General features: G+C 55.0%; 17 protein-coding genes and 1 other RNA gene. 4 read left to right on the top strand and 14 right to left on the bottom strand.

Annotation, left to right across the window (positions count from 1 at the left end):
• Positions 1–72: 72 nt before the first annotated feature.
• Entirely contained in the window at positions 73–2,439 is a 2,367-nt protein-coding gene (gene hsdR / locus AC1MEW_RS33350) for an EcoAI/FtnUII family type I restriction enzme subunit R (protein ID WP_480424988.1), read from the bottom strand.
• A 457-nt stretch (positions 2,440–2,896) separates the two neighbouring features.
• On the opposite strand from hsdR, the gene AC1MEW_RS33345 reads away from it, so the two are divergent.
• Complete coding sequence (locus tag AC1MEW_RS33345) at positions 2,897–4,657, top strand: hypothetical protein (protein WP_480424987.1); 1,761 nt, start codon at positions 2,897–2,899, stop codon at positions 4,655–4,657.
• Between the two features lie 33 nt (positions 4,658–4,690).
• Here AC1MEW_RS33345 and AC1MEW_RS33340 read toward each other — a convergent pair whose 3' ends face one another.
• The 4 genes from AC1MEW_RS33340 to AC1MEW_RS33325 are packed head-to-tail and all read right to left on the bottom strand — an operon-like array spanning position 4,691 to position 7,658.
• Positions 4,691–4,960 (bottom strand): hypothetical protein, encoded by a 270-nt coding sequence (locus tag AC1MEW_RS33340; RefSeq protein ID WP_480424986.1) that lies wholly within the window; start codon positions 4,958–4,960, stop codon positions 4,691–4,693.
• Positions 4,957–5,937, bottom strand: coding sequence for an integrase domain-containing protein (locus AC1MEW_RS33335; RefSeq protein WP_480427384.1), 981 nt, complete (start codon positions 5,935–5,937; stop codon positions 4,957–4,959). The genes AC1MEW_RS33340 and AC1MEW_RS33335 overlap by 4 nt, the downstream gene beginning before the upstream one ends.
• A complete protein-coding gene (locus AC1MEW_RS33330; protein WP_480424984.1) occupies positions 5,915–6,274 on the bottom strand; it encodes a hypothetical protein in 360 nt (119 codons plus the stop codon). Before AC1MEW_RS33330 ends, AC1MEW_RS33335 begins: the two co-directional genes overlap by 23 nt.
• Positions 6,258–7,658 carry a YfjI family protein gene (locus AC1MEW_RS33325; protein WP_480424982.1) on the bottom strand — a complete coding sequence of 467 codons (1,401 nt, stop codon included), beginning with the start codon at positions 7,656–7,658 and terminating at the stop codon, positions 6,258–6,260. Before AC1MEW_RS33325 ends, AC1MEW_RS33330 begins: the two co-directional genes overlap by 17 nt.
• Before the next feature lie 1,051 nt (positions 7,659–8,709).
• Between AC1MEW_RS33325 and AC1MEW_RS33320 the strand changes: the two genes are divergently transcribed.
• Both AC1MEW_RS33320 and AC1MEW_RS33315 read left to right on the top strand, forming a co-directional pair.
• Positions 8,710–9,198, top strand: a complete 489-nt coding sequence (locus AC1MEW_RS33320; RefSeq protein ID WP_480424980.1) for a hypothetical protein — start codon at positions 8,710–8,712, stop codon at positions 9,196–9,198.
• Positions 9,199–9,751: 553 nt separating this feature from the next.
• On the top strand, positions 9,752–11,146 hold the full coding sequence (locus AC1MEW_RS33315; protein ID WP_304872988.1) for a nucleotidyltransferase domain-containing protein: 1,395 nt from the start codon (positions 9,752–9,754) through the stop codon (positions 11,144–11,146).
• 228 nt (positions 11,147–11,374) lie between these two features.
• On the opposite strand, the gene AC1MEW_RS33310 is transcribed toward AC1MEW_RS33315, so the two are convergent.
• The 4 genes from AC1MEW_RS33310 to AC1MEW_RS33295 form a co-directional block, all read right to left on the bottom strand.
• Positions 11,375–12,082, bottom strand: coding sequence for a hypothetical protein (locus AC1MEW_RS33310; protein WP_480424978.1), 708 nt, complete (start codon positions 12,080–12,082; stop codon positions 11,375–11,377).
• Positions 12,083–12,728: 646 nt separating this feature from the next.
• Positions 12,729–13,985 carry an integrase domain-containing protein gene (locus AC1MEW_RS33305; RefSeq protein ID WP_480424976.1) on the bottom strand — a complete coding sequence of 419 codons (1,257 nt, stop codon included), beginning with the start codon at positions 13,983–13,985 and terminating at the stop codon, positions 12,729–12,731.
• A gap of 187 nt (positions 13,986–14,172) precedes the next feature.
• Positions 14,173–14,566, bottom strand: a transfer-messenger RNA (tmRNA) gene (gene ssrA, locus AC1MEW_RS33300).
• A 115-nt stretch (positions 14,567–14,681) separates the two neighbouring features.
• Positions 14,682–14,933, bottom strand: coding sequence for a hypothetical protein (locus tag AC1MEW_RS33295; protein ID WP_201255678.1), 252 nt, complete (start codon positions 14,931–14,933; stop codon positions 14,682–14,684).
• 83 nt (positions 14,934–15,016) lie between these two features.
• Between AC1MEW_RS33295 and AC1MEW_RS33290 the strand changes: the two genes are divergently transcribed.
• The gene (locus AC1MEW_RS33290) at positions 15,017–15,286 is read left to right on the top strand and encodes a hypothetical protein (protein WP_322270522.1); all 270 of its coding nucleotides are present in this window, start codon (positions 15,017–15,019) and stop codon (positions 15,284–15,286) included.
• A 41-nt stretch (positions 15,287–15,327) separates the two neighbouring features.
• Here AC1MEW_RS33290 and AC1MEW_RS33285 read toward each other — a convergent pair whose 3' ends face one another.
• From AC1MEW_RS33285 to AC1MEW_RS33265, 5 genes are all read right to left on the bottom strand, one after another.
• On the bottom strand, positions 15,328–15,600 hold the full coding sequence (locus tag AC1MEW_RS33285; RefSeq protein ID WP_201255679.1) for a hypothetical protein: 273 nt from the start codon (positions 15,598–15,600) through the stop codon (positions 15,328–15,330).
• A gap of 130 nt (positions 15,601–15,730) precedes the next feature.
• On the bottom strand, positions 15,731–18,541 hold the full coding sequence (locus tag AC1MEW_RS33280; RefSeq protein ID WP_480424974.1) for an FAD-binding and (Fe-S)-binding domain-containing protein: 2,811 nt from the start codon (positions 18,539–18,541) through the stop codon (positions 15,731–15,733).
• Positions 18,538–19,209 (bottom strand): LutC/YkgG family protein, encoded by a 672-nt coding sequence (locus AC1MEW_RS33275; protein ID WP_480424973.1) that lies wholly within the window; start codon positions 19,207–19,209, stop codon positions 18,538–18,540. Before AC1MEW_RS33275 ends, AC1MEW_RS33280 begins: the two co-directional genes overlap by 4 nt.
• Positions 19,209–20,663 (bottom strand): LutB/LldF family L-lactate oxidation iron-sulfur protein, encoded by a 1,455-nt coding sequence (locus tag AC1MEW_RS33270; protein WP_480424970.1) that lies wholly within the window; start codon positions 20,661–20,663, stop codon positions 19,209–19,211. Before AC1MEW_RS33270 ends, AC1MEW_RS33275 begins: the two co-directional genes overlap by 1 nt.
• Complete coding sequence (locus tag AC1MEW_RS33265) at positions 20,660–21,484, bottom strand: (Fe-S)-binding protein (RefSeq protein WP_480424969.1); 825 nt, start codon at positions 21,482–21,484, stop codon at positions 20,660–20,662. Before AC1MEW_RS33265 ends, AC1MEW_RS33270 begins: the two co-directional genes overlap by 4 nt.
• Between the last annotated feature and the right edge of the window lie 146 nt (positions 21,485–21,630).

Raw genomic sequence — 21,630 nt, 5'->3', positions numbered from 1 at the left:
CGCGTACCGCAAGGGGGCCAAATTCTACCGGATAGTGCGAATGACTGCTTTGGCATGTCGTCGGCGTAGCCCTTAGCTTGCGTAAAGTTCGTCTTCCAGTTCGTGGATAGCCTTGTTGTAGCCAGCCTTGCCGCCAAAGGCTTTGACCAGCTCGATGGGCGCACCGAACTGGCTGAAAGGGTCAAGCTGCAGGATTTTGATGTCCTCGATATGCTCGATGCCGGTATCGGCGTATTTATCCAGCAACGCCTCCAGCACCTGGCGTGCTGCACCAGAATACTTGGCGAAATAGTTGCGCTTTTTCACCTGCTCGGCTCGCTCGCGGCGTGATAGGGCAGGCTGATCGAAGGCGACGTGACAGATCAGGTCGAACGGATCGAGCGGCTTGCCCTGTTTCTTTTCCACCTCTTCGGCCAAGGCTTCCCACATCACACCCTGGACGGCCATTTCCTCGATGATGACTTTCTTTTGCTCGGAATCACTCCAACGCCTAAGGAAGTCATCCAGCGAGGCAAATTGCTTTTTCACGCAGGTGCGGGTGTAGTCGTGCAGCGATTCGGTGATCAGTCGGCCATCCGGGCCGTAGTACTGCACACGCTCGGCGATGACATAAATCGGGACGTTGTCGATGACGTACTTGATGCGTTTTTCGCCCTCATCTTCGCCGGTAAAATCCAGGTCATCACCCTCGTTATCGTTGCCTGCGCTGATGCCATCTTCATCGGCTAGTGGGTCATCCGGCGGTACGGGGGAGTCATCGCCTTCTGGGGCGTAGATCACCACTGGGTCGCCGTCGAAGGCGGGGTCGGCAAACAGCTCGGTGGCTTTTTTGAAATCCATGATGGTGAACCAGTACTTTCCGTAGTCCTCGTTGATGCGAGTGCCGCGACCGATGATTTGCTTGAACTCGGTCATCGATTTGATGTGCTGGTCGAGCACGATCAGCTTGCAGGTCTGAGCATCGACACCGGTGGTCATTAGCTTGCTGGTGGTGGCAATCACCGGGTAGCGCTCTTCCGGGTTGATGAAGTTATCCAGTTCGGCCTTGCCTTCCTGGTCATCGCCGGTGATACGCATGACGTATTTTCGATTCTCGGCCACACGCTCGGGGTTTAGGTTGACCAGGGCCTGACGCATGCGCTCGGCGTGATTGATGTCGTCGCAGAAGACGATGGTTTTTTGAAATGGATCGGTGGCCTTGAGGAGTTCGGTGACTTTCTGCGCCACCAGTTGGGTGCGGGCCTCGATAACCAGGATGCGGTCCATATCCTTAAGGTTGTAGATGCGGTCTTCGATCAGCTCGCCATTTTTATCGAGCATGCCTTTGGGGGGGCGCCAGCCTTGCAGGTCTTTGTCGAAGTCGATGCGCACCACTTTGTAGGGGGCGAGAAAACCGTCTTCGATGCCTTGCTTCAAGGTGTAGCTGTAAATCGGTTCACCGAAGTAGGTGATGCTGGATACCTCTTTGGTCTCCTTCGGTGTGGCGGTAAGGCCGACATGGGTGGCGCTGGAGAAGTAGTCGAGGATTTCACGCCAGGCTGAATCCTCGGAGGCGCTGCCACGGTGGCATTCGTCGATCACGATCAGGTCGAAGAAGTCGCGGGAGAACTGCTTGTAGATGTTCATCTCTTCATCAGTGCCGGTGACGGCCTGATAGAGCGACAGGTAGATCTCGTAGGAGGTATCGATCTGGCGTTTGGCGATTTTGGTCATCGCCTGGCCGAAGGGCTTGAAGTCGTTGTTCTTGGTCTGGTCGACCAGGATGTTGCGGTCGGCCAGAAACAGGATGCGTTTCTTCTGTTTCGATTTCCACAGCCGCCAGATGATTTGGAAGGCGGTGTAGGTCTTGCCGGTGCCCGTGGCCATCACTAGTAAGATACGGTCTTGGCCACGCGCTACGGCTTCGACGGTGCGGTTGATGGCATTCATCTGGTAATAGCGCGGCATGCGCCCGGAGCCGTCGTCGTAGTAGGGCGCTTCGATCTTGTGTTGGGCTGTTGTATCCAGCCCCTTCCACTGGCAGTAGCGGTGCCAAAGTTCGGCAGGGCTGGGGAATTGATCAAGGGTGAGTTCGGTTTCTACCTGGCTGCCTGTGCCACTGCGGTCGTGAAACAAGAAGCCATCGCCATTGCTGGAGAACACGAACGGTACGTCCAGGGCCTCTGCATAGCCCAGGGCTTGTTGCATGCCGGAGCCAACGGAGTGCTTGTTGTCCTTTGCCTCGATCACAGCTATAGGCAGGTTGGCCTGGTGGTAGAGGATGAAGTCTGCGCGGCGTGCTTCGCCACGGCTGTGAAGTTTTCCCCGGACGATAATGCGGCCTTTGGTAAAGCTGACTTCCTCGCGCACCTGCTTGTGCATGTCCCATCCAGCTTGCTGAACGGCTGGGGCGATGTACTTGCTGCAGATATCTCGCTCGGAAAGCGACTTTTTGTCCATAACCCAATTCCCTTTCAAGCCGGCCTGGTCGCTCCATTCCGGCACCGCTGATCGTGCTCGATGGGTGTAAATGTACCTTGTTTAATAGTGGCACGGGGGAAGATCGGATTTTGGTGATGGAGTTGTAGGCAAGATAAGCCGAGGCCATAGCAGGACTAGTGTTTCACGTCGTCCCTGCAGTGCTTTTATCTTGGATCGTGCCCTAGGGCAGGGTGAAGGTGGCTAGGAAGCAAAGCCGTTAGGCAATCGGCAAAGAAGCCTAAAAATTTGGGGCTCTGTACTTTCCTGCCGGACTCGACAGGTATCCAAAGGGATGGTCGATTCTAAAAATGTTAGTAGTGGTTTTTGGCGGCGGACTCAACCTTTCGACGTGAAGCCGAGAATTGTATGCCGTAGACCCCAAGTCATAAGTGGCATTATGCTACCCATTATCAGAATTTCCACGGAAGGGTGCTTGATGTCGCAAGATCTCCTGCTTACACAGAATGCCCAATTCTACCGCCCTACGGCCCCTTTTACTAAGGCTACGCTCACGGTAATCCTCGAAGCTGCCAGTTCCAATATGACTATTGGTAGCGCGCTTATCGCGGACATTCTGGACCAGGATGATGCGCTTCCAGACGGCAGCAAGTTCTCCTATAGCCTCCGCGTCTTCAAGACCGACCGTGATGTACATTTTTGGCAGCAGCCACTCAAAGATACGATCTATGCGTTCATTTTGATCATTGCAATAGATGACTGTATCGCTATATTCAAAAAGTCTTGTGCCAGCATAACGGAAAGCATGGACAAGCATGCGATGCTAATTCGGAGTAGTGAGCTGACCTCGGCTTTTAGCGACGTCGATGCGCAGTATCAAAAGATGGCGACCCGCAACATGACTGTGTCCGATCGAGCAATGCGTGGCCGGGCCTTTGAAGCTTCAGATCTGAAAGGGCTTATGTCTGTACACGCTGCGGGGAGATCAATACCCTACTTCTTTAAGCTTAAATTGAAGGGGCGTACTAAAACTATTTCCGCGCAAAGCGGTCGCGTGGTCGAGGCATCGGAACGGAAATCGGTACATCACGCCGTGGAATGGGCTAAGGCACAACTGCACGACATCCATAATCCTTCTACTGAAAAAGACTTTCTCAATAATTTCGCAAAATTTATCGAGCTTGATTTAGTCTGGAAATCGAGTGCGCCAAACGCAATTCTGCTGGAATATTCGTTTTTTGTTGAAAACGTAATAGATCAAGGTATCCCTGTTTTTTACACAACCAAACATGGTCGTGTTATTGAGATGACATCTAAGCAGATCAAGTCCTTGATTGCGGAAATGGAACAGGTTTACGAAATTGGTCCGGGGCCCGATTACGAACTCCTAGGTAGTTTTAGGGCGGCCACACTCAAAAAAAATCTTCACTCGATTGCCGTCAATAGCCGGGCACTCCGAAATATTCATTTTGAGCAGAACGGCAAACGGATCACACTCCAGGCGTACATCAAGAAGCAGAGTTTGGCAACTATCACATTCTCCGATCCAAGGTACATGTACTTTATGGGGCAGTGTTTTGAGGATGGTGCGGGGATCAACGAAATCCCTTCAATGCTTCGGACTTTAAAAGTCCTACCTACGCTAGCCTCAGCGACCTCTGAGAAAGGTGAAATTACAAAGAAGATAACCAAGTTTGATTCCACCTCGGTATTTGATATCGTTGAGATAGCTCATGGTGCTGACGACTATGTTTTCTGCGATGATCTAGGCAATGAGTGGGCGGATCACATCACTTTTAACCAAACTGATTTTTCCGTGTCTTTCATACACTCCAAACATGGCAGGCCTAGCAAATCGGCCAGTAATCTCCATGATGTCGTGGGCCAGGCCATCAAAAACATCGGTAATATGGACGTTGACCCTAAGCTGTTTCTAAAAAAGCACAAGGAAAAGCTTCAAAAGAAATATAGTGGTGGTCTTTTGAACCGCACGAGAAAAAGTATTCCTGGCAAGTTTGAAGACTATCTTTACAAGATCAGGCAGGACTATCGATTCAATCGAAGGTGTATCATCTGTTGTTCGTTCATATCGAAGAAAATTATTGAGAAGGAGTTCAAGAAAATCCAGAAAGGAAAGAGTGTGGCAGGTAACATAACCCAGCTCTACTGGATCTTATCGTCGTTCGTGCATGCCGCTAAAGAAGCGGGTATACATCCCATCGTTTATTGCCAAGAATAATTTGATAAAAATCACTTATATTCGAGCGATAGATCAGTATTTTCTATCATTCCCTAATCGCTTCCAGATCAATAGAGCGGTGAGTTCATAGTAATACCGGGTAGCGTCGGAATGGTCTTTCAGGTGTTGAGTGAAAAGCCAGCGCACATGCTTGAGCTGCCAGGTCCAGGGATTGTCTCGCTGCCATCGCTGTTGAATGGCCGCTTGCATGACTCGGGCTTGCCTTAGGTGGCGTTGCTGAGTGGCCTTTGAGCCGGTCAGTACGCCGCTCAGGAACAGCGCCATATCGAAGGGTTTGGTCACGCTCGACCTCCAATGTAGGCCGACACTACATCGATCCGGTTATGCCCGAGCTCAAGGCTGATCTGTTGCCGCGCCTGTTGATCAAGGACGCGGTCAATGCGATAGCAGTGTCCACCATTGACCGGCGCGGTGTGGCCGGTGAGCTGTTCGTAACGCTCGCAGGCGTATGCTGCTCGCAGTTCATGAAAACCCTTCAGCCCTTGTTCATGCAGCACTTCGCGGGCGGGGAGTACGGTCCGTTGCAGGAATACGGCGTAGCTTTCGTCTCGGGCCAGCAAGTTGCGGCTGCTGGGCGGCGACGCATTTCGGGCGAGCTGTAGCGCCGCCTTCACCTCATCTTTAGCATTGATCCATCGCGGCGCTAATGCCCCTGAGCGGCCGCCTTTGGTGCCGTCTTGGATGTTGATGCGACCGAAGTGCTCGGCTTCGCGGTGGAGACGTGGCAGATCAGCAAGGATCGCTTCGCGCAGGCGCATACCGGTTGCTCGGGCCAACAGGACAATCGCGGCCACCCGCTCGTGTTGCTGTTCGCCAAGCGCCTCGAGTACTCGCCGCACCTGTTGATGGTCTTGGCCATCCGGCGCGCGGGTGCGTACGCTCGAGCGCTGCTGTCCTAACGCCTGACTCGGGCTGGCGATCCTCACGTCCTGATCACCGCGCAGCGCCGCGAGGGTGCGGTTGACGCTGCTCAGGCGGTTCTGCGCGGTAGCGATGCAGAGTTCACCTTGCAGGATCTGCTGGCGCAGGTACGCGGCGTAGTCGTGCAGCGTCCGGCGATTGATCTGGCGCGCATCGTTGTAACCGGGGCCGTCCTTTGATCGACACCAACGCACGAACGCTTGCCAGCGATCGCTATGCGCTTTGACCGTGGCGAAGTGGCCGCCGGCAAACAGATCCTTGAGCGCTTGCGGGCCGGCGTAGCTCAGCTGGCGGCCATAGCCAAAGTTGCGACCCTCACGCCGACCGACCAAGGCCATCGTCATCACCGTTTTCGTTTGTTTGCAGAAAAAGCAGCAGGGCTTTCCAGTGGGGGCTGAGCCTGTCCACCTGCTGCCAGTGTGTCGGGCGGACCAGGAGGGTGTTCTCCTGGTGTTGCAGCAGCGCCCCTTCCTCGCGCAGTTGCTCGATCAGCAGGGCAATGTGGGCAGGCTCAACAGGTGGTGTGGCGACAGCGGCGACAGTGGCGACAACCCGCGTCGTTTCTGGCCTGGGGCGTGGCGACAGGGTGGCGACAGAAGCGGCGACACATCGCGATTCTGGCGGCGCTTGATGTTGCGCTTGGTAACGGCGCACCGCGTCATTGAGGCGGAACATGACGGACCTCGAAGGTTCTTCCATCGCGGCTGCTCAGCCAGCGATGAGTGATCATTACGACCAATAAAGAGGCGGTATGGTCAGCGCTCTTGCGGGCAAAACGAGGGCCGTTACGATTGACGTCTCGGATGCTGAAGTGGGTCCAGCCTTTCTGTACCAGCCAGCGCAGCAGCCGATCCGCTTCTTCGCATCGGCTATTTACCGGCTCCTGTTCGGTCAAGCGCTGGATCTCGGCCAGGTAGTAATCCATCAGGGCGGAGGCGCGCTGGATGTGTGTTTCGTCCAACGTACTGGCCTCTTCAACCATGGCCAGCACGCCCGCGATGCGCAGCACATTCGCCGCCGCTTTGCCCGCGGCAGGCTGGACGCCAGCCAGCTCGCCGAACTCGCCAGACTGGCACTCGATGGTGTCGTGAATATCAATCCAGGCCCGGCGGGCACGGGAAGTCAGCTCCAGTGTGGCGGGATTGAGCGATCCATCCTGGTGAAGTGACCAGGGCTTTTGCAGCAGGGCGGTGATCCGTTGTTGGTAGCGCTGGACTTTGGCATCCAGGCTCAGGTCGATCGCCTTGTAGAGCCGCTGGCCGGCCAGGCGCTCAGGCCAACTGATCAGACAACGGCCGAGGATGCCTTGGCCATTGATCACAGGGTCTTTGAACAGTTGATTGGCCAGGTAGGGCTGAAGCATCAGATGCAGGCTGAGACGGCGGTCATAGGCCCGCAGGCTTTCTCCAGCCATGGAGCGCGCCCGGTCGATCGGGTTGCCATCCCACAGTGTCGACAAGGTAGTGATCGCCTTGAGCCGATTCTCTTTGCTCATGGTGCTGCTGCCCAAGAACTGGCCGCCCTCATCATTGAACAAGCCCATGCTGGGCAAGCCCAGGCACAGACTTTTGACCAGGGCCTCAATGGTCGGTTCGGCAATGATCAGCCTCGGGGGTACTGGCTCAGATAGTTCGCTGCCTTCCGACTCCGCGTGTTTCTTTGCGGTTTTGGGTTTAGCCATGATGCTGGTAGCGGCGCGATAGGCTTTGAGCTTTTCCGCATACAGGGTCCACTGCTGGCGCTCCCAGTCGCGGGCCGCCTTCAGTGCCAGATGGTCCACCGCGCTTTTGCGATCACCCGAGGACGCCACCGTCAGTAGGTAGAGGGACAGCGGATAGCTTCGGCCATCGAGTTGGACATTGGCATGGCCCTGGCTCACCAGGGCAGCGCTGGCCAGCACCGATTGTGCAGCCATGGCGCAGGGCACGCCGATCACCTCGGCCAGTCGCTCGACCGCAGGGCCCAACAGATCCCCGAGTGCTTCGACCGGGTAGGGCAGTGGCGCCTGCTGGTATTCCAGCAATGGTTGTGGGGGCTCGAACGATTCGCACAGTTGCATCGAAATTCTCCTGAGATTATCGACTTCGTCCTCACTCATCCCGCCACGGTTGTTGAGTGTTATCAGGGATCAAGGCCCCTGCGACCTGTGAGGGTTGTCCACTAACGTAGGACTGGCGGCTCCTTACGACCGGGAGCTTGGGCATCTCATGATCTGGCCTCCTGAACACCGATAGCGGTGGGCGGGTGGAGGCTGCACTGGCTGACGAGGCCGGTGTCGCGAGATCCTGAGTCGGGTGAAGGCAGTGAGGCGATGACTGGGGCATGCCTGACTGTCAGTCAGGTGCAGTCCATTTCATGGGCTGCGGCACCATCATCGGCATCGCTGTGGCGAGTGAGCATTCGGTGTTTGTCACGCCGATTGTCACGAGGGGGAAAGCCGCAAAGGCCCGTGCGAGCAGGGCTGCAGCAGTGTGATATGCGCCCGTCTCTTTAGGGGGCAAAGAGACGGGCAAAAGGTTGGCGCAAGAAATAGCCAAGCGGATAAGTTGCTGCAGAGCAGCCAGGAGGGGGCATGAGTTGCCGCAGTGGGCATTCTGGAAGAAGTGGCATCCATCACATCGCTGTGACCGTGCGAGCCGCCGGACGCTAATCGCACTTGGGGAAAACCACCACGATGTGGCGTAGCCTCAAAGGTTCTGGCTACCTGGGTGCTGTCGAGGACAGCGCTTGTACGGTTCTGGTTTAGCGCTCGTTCTGCTCGCGGTCAACAGTTTTTGGGGGCGCTGTTGCGCCAATTGGTAGCGCTGGAAAACCTTGGAGGCCGGTGGTTTTCTATGGCCGGGTGGTCGTTCGTCGGTCTTTAATGTGAGCCTGCGTAATTGCATGGACTTGACCAGCACACGCCGTAGTGACGACCGGCGGAGAACGGCCAATAGCAGCCCGCTGGTGAAGATCATGGTGGCGAGGGTTGCTACCCAACCTCACTGGCGCTAGCCTGCTGGCAATGTGCCCAACTACCGCCCACTTCGTTCGCTGGACAGCAAATAACTACGTTTCTGTCTGCCCTTTATCTTAATTGTCGGCCTCAACATGGAGTTAAACGTTAAATAATGAAAATGCATCATAGAACCGGGGTGTACGCTGCTTACAAGATAATAAAGAGCGCCCAGATCTGGAGTAAAGACGGTTTTGGCCAAGCCAATTTCCACACAGAAATTTATGGCGGGGGCAATGATTGTAAAAATGAAATCACTCTGCACTTTGAGTGGGATGGTGAAATAGAAGAACGGTCAGTAAATATATGGCCAGGCGAAAGAGACGTCTTGTATAGTTGCCCTTGGGATGGGAATCCTGAGCGCTTGTGGTCTTTGGTTTTGTTCCAAGGAACATCTAAGCATCTAACGTTAACCGGCTGCTCGAACTTTGAACCTACAGAAGAAGACATAGAACATAAGGAATATGTAAAAATCCTTATCGACGAGATGACTCGTCAGCGCATCTCGTTTTCTGTCCCAGTCCCAGCTAGTAGAGCATCAGTAGCTATTCCACAGATGAGGAAAAAAATTTTCTGGTCGAGATTCTTGTCGTGGCAAGCCTAGGTCGATTTCAGCCTATCACGACCGTCAAAGAGTGAATTGATGCCGCATGATTGGACCGCAGGGATGGAGTGATCTCGACCCTTGGTGACAGGTAGCAATCGTTCAGTATCGGTCGTTTCCAGCCGGTCGTGACAGGCAGAAAACGGCCAGAAGCGGACCTTCCCAGCAGCCCGACCTCAGATAATCGCACAGTATCGAGGATGTGCAGTGGCCGAGTACCATGTGACGGATTGGTCCGTCGTCTTTTACAGGCATTGATTTCATAGCCTACAACCTTGATGGCTCCCTCAAATACCAATTTTGTACCATCCTCACGTCCTCGTCCCCCGGCACACTTGCTTAAACTCAATCGAAGCACTTATCTTGGCACAGTGCTTCCTGCGCTAAGCGGATACGCTTCTTGAGGGCAAGAGGGCAATGTCTGCTCAAATCAACGCAAGCAGGACAATTTAGCGCCCCTCCAAGCATGTTTGTTTTTGCAGTTTCAAAGCAAGACTAAAAATTTTTGCCAAATTAGGCTGGCGCTTTATTGAATAGAGTTTAAGGACTGTTTATGACTAGGAAATCACTCCCAACTAACATTACCCGTAAACTGTGGTCTCAATGCGGTGGGTACTGCCAGAGACCTGACTGCAATAAGTTGCTTTTCGCAGAAAGCGGGGGTAAAAACGTTAGCTTGGCTAATGTGGCTCATGTAATAGGTCACGGCGCTGACGGCCCTCGCAGTGAACACGAATTAGCTGAACAAATTGACAAAGATGGGTTTGACAACCTCATCATGCTTTGTTTGGCATGCCATAAAATCATCGATGAGCTTCAGTCTCAGTACCCAGTAGAAGAAATTCTAACCTGGAAGACCCAGCACGCCGAAAAAATTTCCGCATTATTCACCTCGCCAAAATTCCCAGATGAGGACCACCTCCTACAAGCAGTTAATGATCTACTCGAAGAAAACCGAACCATCTTCGAAGAATATGGCCCATATTCCGACCTGGTTATCAACAGCGACTCTGGGGATGCCTTAGAAACCTGGCGACTTCGAAGTCTTGATACTTTAATTCCAAACAATCGAAAAATAATAAATTTGATTGAAAGCAGCAAATCTAAATATGGTTACCCATGGGAACCGTACAAACAAATGCTCAGGTATAAAATGCATGCCGACGCTTTTCAGGATAATTGCCTGAGCGACAAAAAAATTAGCGAATACAAAACATTCCCCATTGAATTTGACCACTTCATCAAGGCGAAACTCGGTATTCCCACGCCATCAATAGAAACAATCAAAGACGAAGAACTTGAATTTCGACACAATCAAATCCAAACCTTTATCAAAAGATTTTTAGGTGACCACAACTATATTAGCAAGCTCGAAGAGCTCAACAAATCTACAATGATAGTAGATTTGCTGGACGGTCGAATGTTGAAAGTTTTTGTCACCAACACCTACTACTTCACCGAGCACACGCTAGACAAAGTCACAGAAATCGACCCAGGTATTGACGCAATAATTTGCTCATGCCCATCAGGACAATACGCCCCATCCGCCAAAGCACTGTGCATTCAAAAAGGAATAGGTCTTTTCATGCTGGGTGAGTTCATGGGGGCCATTCGGCTGACTGGCGAAAAGTATCTTAATTACCTAACCAGTGGCGACAGGAAAACTCGCATAGAAAGACTTGGAAGTGCGGTTCAAGCACTCCGCCCTGCTGCTGGCACCGAGGTATACCTTTTTGGATCCTACCTACGTCAGAAATCACACAATGACATTGACATCATGATTGTATACAAGGACGCCGCTGCGAAAGCAGCAATGATTGCACTCGAAGCAGGCTTAAGGGGATGCACAAGATACGAGGATGAGGCGCTAGATATCACAATCGCATCCAAAGATGAATTCGCCAAATTAAGATTAGATCAAGACAACTTGACCCGAGCATTCCCCTAACAACACAGAGTCCGCTTTTGGCCGTTAGCTGAAAGTGGCGACCGACAGAAATCGGCCGATTCTGTGAAAAAGTCGGCTTCGGTTTCCATGACAGAAAAATACGCGTCTGATATTGAAGTCTGTGCTTTGCGCAGAAAGTTAAGGGCTCAGCTTTGTGCCGCCAACTACAGGCCTCGACATATCACGAAGCAGTTGGGATAAAATCGTGAAAACTCAAATCCCAAAATTTTATTTTCTAACGGGAGCATGGGCTTTTTTGGTGAATAGCTTTTCAACTTTGGCCTCATAAGTCCAGCTGGAAAGTTTCTTCTGCGACTGCTCAAACTCAGTTATATGGATCCAGTAATCTCTGTGGTGGGCCTTATTTGGAGATTCAATAATATCTTCTATTATTGCCGCTAATTTCTCCAATGCATGTTTTCGGCGATAAAGCTCTACTACCGTATGCGCCTCTATCTCACTTGTGATTTCTTGATTGATTGCGGTATTTTGACGATTAAGCGCAATAGTCCACTGACCGTGAGCCAATTTGTTCCGCAAGAGGCTGGGGTCAAAAATATAGAGCTCGATCATCTGGGATAATTTTTTTAGTACATTGTGGCCGTGACCAGACTTGGCTCCCTGTACACGCAGCATCGCCAACTCTGAGCATTTCAGCCACCCAGATTTAACGCCGTTAGCGTTAGTGCAACTTTTCACTTGCTCTAGATTGTCGAGCGGTAGACCATTGGGTGTGTGGATTAATTTTGAGAAAATTGCTTCCGCTAACGCGCAATAGATCAAAGCAAGAAGCTTCGTGGTAATTTCAATAGCTTTTGAGTTTTTCTGAAGAATTAGAGCGTTAATTTGGCGATTGGTATGACTCCAAGCCTTTTCTAGCTCTCGAACATTTATGGTTTGTGCGTCAAAAATGTTAACTCGTTGATGCTCATCCATTAGGTACCCTCAAGGTGGGCAAAAAGCACTTGAGAAAATGCTCTTTGCCCACCCGGAATCGAACCGGGATCTCCCAAACAGGAGGTCTTGCCATATTAGACGATAGGCCAGCAGCGAATTAATCATAACCATATGATTTTGACCAGCTTTTTCACAAACAATGTAGTGGAAATTTTCCATTCCGAGATCGCTGGATTGGTGTATGGCAGTGCAATACTGCGCGGTCGCTGCCAACCGTTACCAGTATCGGAGAAGGTGGGACGGACTATCTATATTGGGTCGGTTGCAGTCCTTCAGTGCTTGGCTGACGCACTCGCGCTGAGTGGCACCCGCTGACACCCATCAACTGCAAACGGCTGGTCAGCGCGAATGCAGATGACTGGTCAGTGGCAATGCAATCAGCTGGTCAAGTGAGATGTAATTACGCAGAGCCCATGCGAGTGGGAATGCGGAGCCTTCCCGCTCGCGTGGGCTTGGCCGAGAAAGCCCCAAGAGAGAGGCTTGCAACGGCGACAGTCGCCACTTCTGTCGCCATGCTGCAAACCAGGTATTACGTGAATTGTCGCCGGTGTCGCCGCTGTCGCCAAATCAACCATCACTCCATCTGGGGAGTCATCCTCGGTTACCGGCGGCGTCCGGTGAGCGCTCACCGTATCGGCACGACGTTGTGGTCCCTGGTTTGATTGATCGCCGACGCCGACAGGTTGCCAGTGGCCGCTTTCTGGATGTGCTCACTCCACCAAGCCATCATCGGACGCCGGCGCTCGATGTAGTCCGCTCGGTTGTAGGCACTTCGGACTTCGTCTTTGTCGACATGCGCCAGCGCGACTTCGATCAGCTCCGGATCCCACCCATGCTCGTTCAGGATGGTGCTGGCCATGGAGCGCATGCCATGGCTGACCAAGCGGTCCTGGAAGCCCATGCGTTTCAACGCCATGTTGGCGGTCTGACTGTTGGCGTGGGTGCGCGGGTTTCTATCTGCCGGGAACACGTATTCCCTATGGCCGCTGAGGGACTTGAGCGCCTCCAGTAACGCGAGTGCCTGTTCGGTCAGCGGGATGGTATGCGGGCGCCGCTTTTTCATGCGCTCCGGCGGGATGGTCCAGATGCGTTTGTCGAAGTCGATATCTGCCCATCGGGTGGTAGCCGCTTCGGCAGGACGGGTCATGGTGTGCAGTTGCCATTCGATCAGGCAGCGGGTGACCCGCTTGATGCTGGCGTTCGCGATTTCGATCATGAGCTCGGAAAGCTCATCGGGTCGTAGCGCGGCCATATTCTCTTTCTTGGGCTTCTTGAATACCGCTCGAATACCACTGAGGGGGTTAGAGAAAATCAGCCCGGAGTTTACCCCGTAGGTCATGATCTCGTTGAGCCGTTGGCTCAGTCGCTTCACTGTCTCGAGACTGCCTTTGGCTTCGATGGGGCGAAGGAGCTTGATGACCATCGGGGCGCTGATCTGCGAGAGAGGTGTTGTTTTCAAGTCGGGAAAAACATGCAGCGTTAGCGAGCGCCAAATGTCTTCGGCATATGCCCGCGTCACGGAGTCCTTCTTTAGCTCGAACCAGGCGGTGGCCACCTTCTCGAAGGTGTGCTCGGTCTCAGCGAGTTTGGCTTGCCTTACCTCATCGCGTTGAGCTTTGGGATCAATGCCCAGAGCGAGCAACTCACGCGCTTCTGTGGCTTTCTTCCGGGCGTTGGCTAACGAGAGGTCGGGGTATGGACCGAGTGCCATATTGATTCGGCTTCTGGTCAACGGTTCGCGGTAATTGAAATTCCACATCATCGAGCCGCTGGCGCGTACTCGAAGTTGTAGGCCGTCGCCGTCACTAAGGACGAAGTCTTTACCAGTTGCCTTGACCGCCTTGAGCTGGCGATCGGAGAGACGGCTTGCTTGAGTAGGCATGGGAGCTACCTCGGGCACCGTTTTGGTATCCTAAAAATAGCACCGGGTAGCCCGGGATACCACCTGGGATACCAAACTGTCTGGAACTCCAAAAACCTCGTTGGCCCCCAGAAGCGCTGGAAACCCTTGATTTAACTGGATTTCAGGCACAAAAAAAGACGTCCGTGGACGTCTTTAGATGATGAAGTGGTGGAGCCGGGGGGATTTGAACCCCCGTCCGCCAGTACTCCGCTGTCGGTACTACATGCGTAGCCGTTTCTATTAAGTTAACCCTCAGCGACCCGAAGGGCAGGGTGCTTTGGGCGAGTTGTGTAAGTTTTAGCCGCTTCGTCCACAACGTACTGCACGGCGATTCTGTTCTATATGACAATCACTTTGGGTTTACAGACATCCCCTGATGATTGCTGGACCCGAAGGTACCAGGAGGGAAGGGCTAAGGCTGCTTACGCAGCGAGAGCGTATTCCCCGTAGGTTTCGTCATTGGCAACTATAGAAAGTTGCAACAGTGGATTTACGAGTTCTGTTACCAACTCGGCATGCACCTAAAGTTTCGCGACCGGCGTCGAATCCTAAACGGCCCCGTGCCTGTTGCTCTGTGAATCAAAGTGAGCAACAAGCCTGCGCAGTGTACGCCAACGCGCCCCAGAAGGCCAACCGGAAGGTTGGCCGCGATTGATTTTGGGCTGGGGTCATTGTTCAGTTTGCCATCGACAATGCCTGGCTGGCCTCGGTAGCGCACTTTTTGTAGTCCTTGGCGGCTTCTGACGCTTGGGCGCTGGCCAGCAGTCTTTTGATCTCATTTAAGTTGTTCGAGGTCGCTGGCAGCGTATTCACTTTGGCTTCGAGCTCTTGCAGCTTGCTTGTACAGAGGTTGTTGTCCGCAGCAAATACGGGAGAGGCCAACATTGCAGCAGACATGAACAGACCAGCGAGTGCGGTACGTTTCATGGGTATCTCCTTGTGCTGATGGTCTCGGTGCTGCCGTATGATCGGGCGGCTCGGCCGAGGTCGAAAAACAAGCCACGATTGAAATGGCCTACTTAAAAGACTACGAAGCTTCGCAGGAATTCGGTTTTCTCACAAAGGCTATGAAAAAATTGTTTGATAGGAGCAATGGCACTAAAAAGGGGCGCAATTGCCCCTTGCCGCTGGTGAACATTTCCCGGGCAAGCTTCGCTCCTTCTGCGGATTTGGGCATGGTGTCGATTTCTTTCACCGCGACGCGGGCAGTTGGCAGTACCAAACCCCAGATGCGACAAAACCCGCACTTGGCGGGTTTTGGTTTGCTGCGTATTGGGTAGTGCTGGAGGGTAATTTTAACTTCAGTCCACCAGTACTCCGGTTACTTCCCGCCTTTGTTCGCGTTCTTGATGTCTTGGATAGTTTGGGTGGTCTCGGCGATGCAATCATCAGTGCCTTTCTTGGTGCCTTTTGCCTGATCGGCCTTGGCTTGCTTGACGCTGTCCATTACCTGATCAGTCATCTCCGGAGAGATCTGTGCTTGGGCATTTTCGATGGTTTTCAAGTTGACCGCACAGAGGTCTTCGGCCGCGAACGAGGTGGACGCCATCAGTGAGGCAGTAACGAACAGACCTAACAGTACAGAACGTTTCATGTGTATCTCCTTGAACTGAGGGTCCAGGCATCGCTGGCCATCAGGACGGGCTGCCGAGTTTGGGGTAGGTCCCAAATGTGCGGGACTTGATCAGTGGACTGCGGCGCGGCGTCAGGGTTCTATTTTTTCTTTAGATGGCCCGTGTCCGCGTTACCCGATCCACCAGGTAGACCAACCCGTGGTAGTCAATTCCACCGTGTTGCGTCAGGCCAATCTCACAGGTGCGACTGGTAGAAATCCCCTCACCACAGTGCTGCACCGCATCCTTGAGCGTGCGCAGTGAATGGGCGTTCAGTTCCGGCGTGGTAAAACCCTTGTCCCCCGCAAACCCGCAACAATGGATGCCTTCGGGGATGACCACGTTGTTGCTGCATTTTCGCGCCAGATCAATCAATGCCTGGCTCTCGCCGAGGTGTTGAGTACTGCAGGTGACGTGCACCGCAATCGGCGCTTCCTGCGGTGTGAAATCCAGTCGATCCATCAAGTGCGTACGAATGAAACGCACCGGGTCGTACAGGTCGAGTCGAACATCGCCCAGGTCCTGAACCAATCGCAAGGTGCACGGGCTGGTGTCGCAGTAGATCGGATCGAGCCCGCCGCGGCTGGCGTGCAGCAGCGCGCCAATCAATTCCTGGCGCTTGTGTTCGGCTTGTTCGGCGTAGCCTTTGGAGGCGAATGGCTGACCGCAGCAGAGGTTGTCCTGATTGTCCGGGAAGACGACCTGGTAACCGGCCTTTTCCAGCAGCCCACGGGTTTTGTCGTAGAGCGACATTTGTTCTTTATCACCCGCCGTCGGGCCCATGACCCGCGAGACACACGCCGCGAGATAAACCACCCGAGGGCGTTCGTCCGACACGCTCGGGCTGAAGCGAATGGCTTTTTCCGGCTGCGGCATGGCGTTGGTCCATTGTGGGACCTGGCCTTTGGACAACCGCGTCAGCGTTGCCGACAGCTTCGCCAGGCGTGGCGCTCCCAGCAGCATTCGCGCACCGTTGGCCACGTGCAGGGTAAAGCGCGCACCTTGCAGCGCAGTGGCGAAGTTGCCTTCCAGCCAGTTGGCGGTTTTCGTGTGTGTCGCGTTACGGCTGCGGAGCTTTTTCACCAGCTCGCCGGTGTTGATTCCTACAGGACAACGCTGTGCACAAAGTCCCGTGGCGGCGCAGGTGTCGATGCCCTGGTATTCGTAAGCGGCTTCGAGTTCGGTGGTATCGACGCCGGCGCGTTTCTTCGCCTGAATGTCCCGCCAGATCACGATGCGCTGGCGCGGGCTCAGGGTCAGGCCTTTCGACGGGCAGACGGGTTCGCAGAAGCCGCACTCGATGCACTTGTCCACAATCTCATCGGCGGCGGGCAGCGGTTTCAGGTGTTTAAGGTGGATCTGCGGATCGTCGCTGAGCACCACGTCCGGGTTGAGAATGCCGTTCGGGTCGAGCAGGCGTTTGAGCTGCCACATCAATTGATAGGCATCACTGCCCCATTCCAGCTCAACGAAGGGCGCCATGTTACGGCCAGTGCCGTGCTCAGCCTTCAGCGAGCCACCGAACTCCACGGCGACCAGTTGCGCCACGTCGTCCATGAACGCCTGATAGCGTGCGACTTCTTCCGGATTGTTGAAGCCTTGGGTGAAGACAAAGTGCAGATTGCCTTCCAGCGCGTGTCCGAAAAGGATCGCTTCGTCGTAGTGATGTTTGTCGAACAGCTCGATCAAGCGGTTCACGCCGATGGCCAGTTGCTCCACCGGGAAGGTCACGTCTTCGATGATCACCGTGGTGCCGGTTTTGCGCACCGCACCGACGGCGGGGAAAGTGTCTTTGCGGATCGCCCAGAGCCGGGCGTTTTCCAGCGGATCTTCGGTGAAGTCGACCTGTTTTTCCACTGGGAACGAGGTCAGGGACGCCATGATTTGCGCCAGTTGTTCGCGTAGTAACGTGGACGATGCAGCGCGGGATTCGATCAGCAGGGCACAGGCATTGTTCGACAGGTGCTGTACGAAATCCGGCATGCCGGGTTTGTCCTGCACTGAGCGCAGGCTGCGACGGTCCAGCAGTTCCACGGCGGACACCGGTTGGCTTTTCAGCACGGTGACGGCGTTGCAGCAGGTTTCCACGTCCGGGAACACGATCAGCGCCGAGGCCTTGTTCGGATGGTCGATGACCGTGTCGTAGGTCACCGCGCTGATGAAGCCGAGCGTACCTTCGGAGCCCACCAGCAAGTGGCTCAAGATATCCACAGGCTCGTCGAAATCCACCAGGGCGTTGAGCGACAGGCCGGTGGTATTTTTCAGACGGTATTTGTGGCGAATTCTCGCGGCTAATTCGGAATTGGCGCGGGTCTCTCGGCCCAACGTCGCCAGACGCTCCAGCAGTTCGGAATGGCTCTGACGAAACGCCGTAACACTGGCAGCATCTTCGGTATCGAGACGGCTGCCATCAGCCAGCACCAGACGAATGCCCGCCAGTGTGTGATAGGTGTTCTGCGCCGTGCCGCAGCACATGCCGCTGGCATTGTTGGCAACGATGCCGCCGATCTTGCAAGCATTGATCGAGGCCGGGTCCGGACCGATCTTGCGTCCGAATGGCGCCAGCCACGCGTTCGCCTGCGCGCCGATCACCCCCGGTTGCAGGCGAATCTGTGTGCCCAAACCACGAATCTCGCGCCCGTTCCAGTTATCCCCGAGTACGATTAATACTGAGTCACTGATGGCCTGCCCGGAGAGGCTGGTGCCGGCCGCACGAAAGGTCACTGGGACCTGATCCCGTTGCGCCAGTTTCAGCAAGGCAACCACTTCATCTTCGGACTCGACGCGGATCACCAGTTTCGGAATCAGCCGATAGAAACTCGCATCGGTACCGAAGGCCAATGTCGACAGCTGGTCGTCGAAACGTCGGTCTTCAGGGATCAGTTGCTGCGCATCACGCAGGAAAGCAGTCGGTAGCGTCATTGGTTCTCCAGGATCAGCACAACCAGATCTTTCGGGCCGTGGGCGCCGTAGGCCAGCACTTGCTCAATGTCGGCGGTTTTCGACGGGCCGGACACCAATAAAGCGTTGGTCGGCATGCCTTGGGCCCACTCGAATTCCTGCTGCACTTGATAGAAGTTGTCGCGGATTTCACTGGCCTTGAGCAGGGCGAAATGTACTGGCGGCACCAGGCTCATCAGGCGCGGTTCTTCCCGCGTCGGCCAGAGAATCAGACTACCTGTCGCAGCGATTGCGCCGAGGGTAGTCGTGAGGCTGGCCGGGGTGTCGTTAAACAGTTCGGCTTTCCATTCCTCTACCGGGCGGTCGTAGGATTTGAGCGTTGGCAGGTCGGGATTTTTCGACCAGTGCTGAGTGACCCGTTGACCGTGAGGTGTGGTCGGCGCGATCAGCAGGCTCGGCAACTGACGATCCCTTACAAGCTGCGCCAATAGTTCGGGCCAATCTTCGCCCGTGGTCATATGGATTTCGGTGTGCACCGCTTCCATCAGTTTGCGCAGTTGCGGGATGCGTTGTTCAGGCGTGTAGGTGTAGGGCGCAGTCACCAGTTCGACGTCGAATTCGTCAGGCACCGGCGTAGTGCCGATCAGACTGTTCCTCAATTTAGCGAGGATGTTTTGCTTGGCGTTCATCAACGATCTCCCTGTTTGGCCAGATGCTCGCGGGCCATGTCATGCAGCGAGCGGGCAGCGGGTTTTGGCGCGCTGTGGTTTTGCGTCCACGGGCCTACATTACTCGGTGCGAGGGCACGCAGGCGCGTGGCGAAGAAGCCGAACAGGCGATACAACGTCGGCGAGCTGTTGAGCCTGGCCCAGGCGTTCCAGATAAAGCGCTCTTTGCGCGAGTACTTGCTGCCCTGGCCGCGCATCACTTGATGCGGGCTATCCGGGGCTTTGACGTTCTCTTCCCGCAGGCGCCGCAGCAGTGCGGGGATCGGGATTTTTACCGGGCAGACCTCACCGCAGGCACCGCACAGCGACGACGCACTTGGGTGGTCCGGGACCTTCGCCAGGCCGACCATGTGCGGGGTGATGATTTTTCCGATAGGCCCAGGGTAAACCTCCCCATAGGCGTGGCCGCCGATTCGGGTGTAGACCGGGCAATGATTCATGCAGGCGCCGCAGCGGATGCAGTTCAGGGTCTGGCGCAATTCGCTGTCGGCGAAGGCCTGGCTGCGGCCGTTGTCGAGCAATACCAGGTGGACTTCCTGCGGGCCGTCGAGCTCATGCTCCTGGCGCGGGCCGGAGATCATGTTGACGTAGGTGGTGATCGGTTGGCCGAGGGCCGAGCGGGTCAGCAGCGACAGCAGCGGTACGACGTCCCGCAGGTTTTCAACGACTTTTTCGATGCCGGTAACGGCAATATGCACCGGCGGGACCGTGGTGGTCATGCGGCCGTTGCCTTCGTTTTCCACCAGCAGCAGGGTGCCGGTTTCGGCCACGGCGAAGTTGACGCCGGAGACGCCGATGTCCGCTTCGAAGAATTTCTGCCGCAAGACTTTGCGACCGATCTGAATGAGTTGGTCAACGTCCTTGGTGTATTCCACGCCAAGTTTGTCGTGGAACAAGGACGCGACCTGACCGGCATTCTTGTGGATCGCCGGCATAATAATGTGTGAAGGCTTCTCGTGGTCGAGCTGGACGATGTACTCGCCCATGTCCGATTCCAGGCATTCAATGCCCTGTTCAGCGAGGAAATGATTCATCTCCATTTCTTCGCTGACCATCGATTTGCCCTTGATCACTTGCCGCCCCTCGTGAGCGCGGATGATCGAGAGGACGATGCCATTGGCCTCGTCCACCGTTTCCGCCCAGTGCACTGTCACACCGTTGCGGGTCAGGTTCTGTTCAAGCTGCTCGAGCAGGTCGGGCAACTTGGATAACGCACGGGCGCGGACAGCATTGCCCAGCGCTCGCAAATATTCTCTTTCGTGGGCATCGCTGAAGGACGCTGCCCGTTTGCTCATCAGTGAATCCATCGCGCTGCGAAAGTTATTTCGCAGTTGCGTGTCAGCCAAAGCCTCGTGAGCCCGGCTGCGAAAATCTTCTTCTACGGCAACCGTAGGAATAATCACGGAAGCGTTCATTGAACACCTCCGGTTCGCTGCCAAAGGAAGCTGGCCAGGTGTTGGCCGCGCAACGCTTCCTTCTGTTTTTCCAGCGAGCCGTTGATGTTCATCAAACAACCGCAATCGGCGCTGAGTACCTGGTGCGCGCCGGATTCCTTCAGCGACCGGGTCTTGTCAGCTACCATCGCGCCGGAAATGTCTGGCATACGGACGCTGAAAGTCCCACCAAAGCCACAGCATTCACTTTCGTGGCTGTGATCGACGCGCTCCACGTTGCCCAACTGCGCCAACAACTCACGGCCGTGCAAGTGGGTGTTCATCTCCCGGCGTGCCGAGCACGATGTGTGCAGCGCCACTTTCACCGGTTCGCCGCTGTCCTTGAGCTGCACCTTGCAGACAAACAGCAGGAACTCCGCCAACTCATACGTCCGGGCCGCGAGGGCCTGGACTTGTTTCAACGTGTCCGGCTCGTCCTTGAACAAGTCGGCGTAGTGTTCGCGCAACATGCCCGCGCAAGAACCCGACGGCACCACCACCGGATAATCCCCGGCAAACAGCGCCAGTTGCGAGCGCGCCACGGTCCGGGCCTGCTCGGTGTAACCCGAGGTGTAGGCCGGTTGCCCGCAGCAGCTTTGCCCTTGCGGGTACTCGACACGAATGCCTTCGCGTTCCAGCAGGTGGATCGCGTCCATCCCGGCTTCGGGGTAGAACAAATCCACCACGCAGGTCCCGAACAGGTACACCCGTGAAGGCTTCTCGCTGGGGTATTGCCGAGGCTTGGGCGGTGGCGGGGCGACGCGGGTCGCGTTCGGCACAGCGTTGTAAAAAAGCTCGCTCATCAGGCGTGTCTCTCGGCCGGTTATCCGTCCGTTGAGGCTGCTGAATATAGAGCCGGAAGCTTTCAGCAGCCTTACAGACCGGGTGGTGAATAGCTGACGCCGGAATCGTGGTCCAGCGTCGGTTTTATCAGTGCGGCTTGTAGTCC

It is taken from the genome of Pseudomonas sp. ASL4 (genome assembly GCF_056680395.1).
Note: the sequence above shows the minus strand (reverse complement) of the source record. Positions and strands in the feature narration are given on the sequence as shown.

Excerpts from the sequence above, each read along its gene's own strand:
- hsdR (WP_480424988.1), bottom strand. The coding sequence starts at position 2,439 with ATGGACAAAAAGTCGCTTTCCGAGCGAGATATCTGCAGCAAGTACATC.
- AC1MEW_RS33345 (WP_480424987.1), top strand. The coding sequence starts at position 2,897 with ATGTCGCAAGATCTCCTGCTTACACAGAATGCCCAATTCTACCGCCCT.
- AC1MEW_RS33335 (WP_480427384.1), bottom strand. The coding sequence starts at position 5,937 with ATGGCCTTGGTCGGTCGGCGTGAGGGTCGCAACTTTGGCTATGGCCGC.
- AC1MEW_RS33330 (WP_480424984.1), bottom strand. The coding sequence starts at position 6,274 with ATGTTCCGCCTCAATGACGCGGTGCGCCGTTACCAAGCGCAACATCAA.
- AC1MEW_RS33325 (WP_480424982.1), bottom strand. The coding sequence starts at position 7,658 with ATGCAACTGTGCGAATCGTTCGAGCCCCCACAACCATTGCTGGAATAC.
- AC1MEW_RS33320 (WP_480424980.1), top strand. The coding sequence starts at position 8,710 with ATGAAAATGCATCATAGAACCGGGGTGTACGCTGCTTACAAGATAATA.
- AC1MEW_RS33315 (WP_304872988.1), top strand. The coding sequence starts at position 9,752 with ATGACTAGGAAATCACTCCCAACTAACATTACCCGTAAACTGTGGTCT.
- AC1MEW_RS33310 (WP_480424978.1), bottom strand. The coding sequence starts at position 12,082 with ATGGATGAGCATCAACGAGTTAACATTTTTGACGCACAAACCATAAAT.
- AC1MEW_RS33305 (WP_480424976.1), bottom strand. The coding sequence starts at position 13,985 with ATGCCTACTCAAGCAAGCCGTCTCTCCGATCGCCAGCTCAAGGCGGTC.
- AC1MEW_RS33295 (WP_201255678.1), bottom strand. The coding sequence starts at position 14,933 with ATGAAACGTACCGCACTCGCTGGTCTGTTCATGTCTGCTGCAATGTTG.
- AC1MEW_RS33290 (WP_322270522.1), top strand. The coding sequence starts at position 15,017 with ATGGCCTACTTAAAAGACTACGAAGCTTCGCAGGAATTCGGTTTTCTC.
- AC1MEW_RS33285 (WP_201255679.1), bottom strand. The coding sequence starts at position 15,600 with ATGAAACGTTCTGTACTGTTAGGTCTGTTCGTTACTGCCTCACTGATG.
- AC1MEW_RS33280 (WP_480424974.1), bottom strand. The coding sequence starts at position 18,541 with ATGACGCTACCGACTGCTTTCCTGCGTGATGCGCAGCAACTGATCCCT.
- AC1MEW_RS33275 (WP_480424973.1), bottom strand. The coding sequence starts at position 19,209 with ATGAACGCCAAGCAAAACATCCTCGCTAAATTGAGGAACAGTCTGATC.
- AC1MEW_RS33270 (WP_480424970.1), bottom strand. The coding sequence starts at position 20,663 with ATGAACGCTTCCGTGATTATTCCTACGGTTGCCGTAGAAGAAGATTTT.
- AC1MEW_RS33265 (WP_480424969.1), bottom strand. The coding sequence starts at position 21,484 with ATGAGCGAGCTTTTTTACAACGCTGTGCCGAACGCGACCCGCGTCGCC.